A 1,889-nucleotide genomic window follows, 5' to 3' on the forward strand; every position below is an offset into this window, starting at 1 on the left:
GTAGGTCGGGTTAGGCGCAGCCGTAACCCGACACTGTTTGACGCGGCTGTCGGGTTACGCTATCGCTAACCCGACCTACTCTCCGCCGCCGTCACCGGCAAGATTGACGTGCGTGGTCTAAGTCCCTACGGCATTACCGGAGGAGGCCGCCGGATGAGCCATCTGCACAGGGAAGTCAATTACGAGAACGAAATCTACTAACACCTTGCCTTCACTGGTAAGATCGTCGTGCGCCAGTTTGGACCAATTTTCGGAGGAAACTAATGTTTGCTATTCGCCAGATTATCGAAGACCCACAAGATGTCATTACTTTCCCAACAGAACTACGCCACCGTCGCACCGAAGTCATTTTCATCGCTCTCGACGAAGGGCTGGAACAGGTTGCAATTACATCGCAGCCAACCGATGCGATCAATGCTTTCAGGGGAAAAGGCAAAGGTGGCGCGGCGGAGCGTTTGTTGATGGATCGTCGAGTCGACCGTGAGCGTGAAGCGTGAGTGGTTTTTTGCTCGATACCTCTGCATTATTGACCTTGCGCGATGATGAGCCGGGTGCCGCGCGAGTCAGCGAACTGTTGAGATATGCCCAAGATGGCGTTTTGCCATGCCATGGTTGCTTCATTTCTTTGATGGAAGTGTTTTACCGGGTTTGGAAGGACGAGGGCGAATCCGCCGGACGCGAAGCTTATGCCGATTGTCTGGCACTGCCCATTCTGTGGCTTCATGAATCGACCGCATTATTGGAGCGGGCCGCCAGTGTCAAGGCCACACATTCTCTGTCATTGGCTGATGCATGGATTGCCGCCGCTGCGCTGGAGCTTGACGCAACTTTGGTGCACAAAGACCCGGAATTTGCAGGACTCGCCGGATTGAGCGAAGAACGCTTACCTTACAAATAAATTGGCAGCTCGAGCTAGCGCCGCCGTCACCGGCAAGATCGAGTGTGTGCTTGCGGATAACTTGTTTTATCGCGTGATGAAGCGCATTATTTGGCGCTGTTTTGCAGGCTGTTTCAGGAGGATTGATGTCTCACATCAGCGCCAACGATTTAAAAACCAAAGGCATTGCCGCCATCAAGGCGGCGTTGAGTGAGTCCCCGGAGGCTATTGTTTCGGTGCGGGGCAAGCATAAATTCGTGGTGATGGAGATTGCTCATTATCACTATCTGCGCGAATGCGAATTGGATGCCGCCATTGCCGAGATCCAAGCGGATTTGGTGGCGGGCCGCTTTACCACGGAATCGGTTGAAGAGCATATGGCATGGCTTGACCACGCATGTTCCAGCTGATTTTTACCGATCAGTTCAAACGCAAGGAAGTCAGGTTTTTAAAGCAGCATCCCGAGCTTAGGTAACAATACGCCAAAACATTGATGTTGCTTGCCGCCAACCCCCATCATCCTTCTTTACGCTTACACCCATTGCAAGGAAAACCGGCAGGCTTGCATTCGGCGTCTATCAATCTTTCTTATCGCATTACGTTGGAGTTGCTGATCCAGGATGGGCAAATCATCCCAGTGAATGTCGGCGATCACGATGCGGTTTACTAATACCTAGCGAGTCTGACTATGCCCGATCTGCACAAGGAAGTGAATTTCGAAACCGAAATCTGCGAACACCTCGCCGCCCATGGCTGGATATATGCGCAAGGCGACGCGGCAAGCTATGACCGCACACGGGCGCTGTTTTCGGAGGATGTGCTGGCATGGGTCAAAGACACCCAGCCGCGGGCATGGGAAGCACTGGAAAAGAATCACGGCGCACAAGCCGGCGACGTGTTGCTCGGCCGGCTGCGGGATTCCATCAATCAACGCGGCACGCTGGATGTTTTACGCCACGGCATTGAACTGATCGGTTTGCGGCAACCCTTGACGCTAGGAGCCTGTCGGACT

The 1,889-nt window shown here is 53.5% G+C and carries 4 protein-coding genes; all 4 read left to right on the forward strand.

Going from position 1 to position 1,889, the window contains the following annotated elements; translation table 11 throughout:
- Positions 1 to 263 precede the first annotated feature (263 nt).
- Positions 264 to 497, forward strand: a complete 234-nt coding sequence (locus tag A1355_RS09290; protein ID WP_064027287.1) for a hypothetical protein — start codon at positions 264 to 266, stop codon at positions 495 to 497.
- The gene (locus A1355_RS09295) at positions 494 to 898 is read left to right on the forward strand and encodes a PIN domain-containing protein (protein ID WP_064027289.1); all 405 of its coding nucleotides are present in this window, start codon (positions 494 to 496) and stop codon (positions 896 to 898) included. Before A1355_RS09290 ends, A1355_RS09295 begins: the two co-directional genes overlap by 4 nt.
- A gap of 125 nt (positions 899 to 1,023) precedes the next feature.
- A complete protein-coding gene (locus A1355_RS09300; protein ID WP_064027291.1) occupies positions 1,024 to 1,287 on the forward strand; it encodes a hypothetical protein in 264 nt (87 codons plus the stop codon).
- A gap of 278 nt (positions 1,288 to 1,565) precedes the next feature.
- A partial coding sequence (locus A1355_RS09305) for a hypothetical protein (RefSeq protein ID WP_157197822.1) occupies positions 1,566 to 1,889 on the forward strand: 324 nt, incomplete at its 3' end.

Origin of the sequence: Methylomonas koyamae, from assembly GCF_001644025.1 — a bacterium.
Taxonomy (GTDB): Bacteria; Pseudomonadota; Gammaproteobacteria; order Methylococcales; family Methylomonadaceae; genus Methylomonas; species Methylomonas koyamae_A.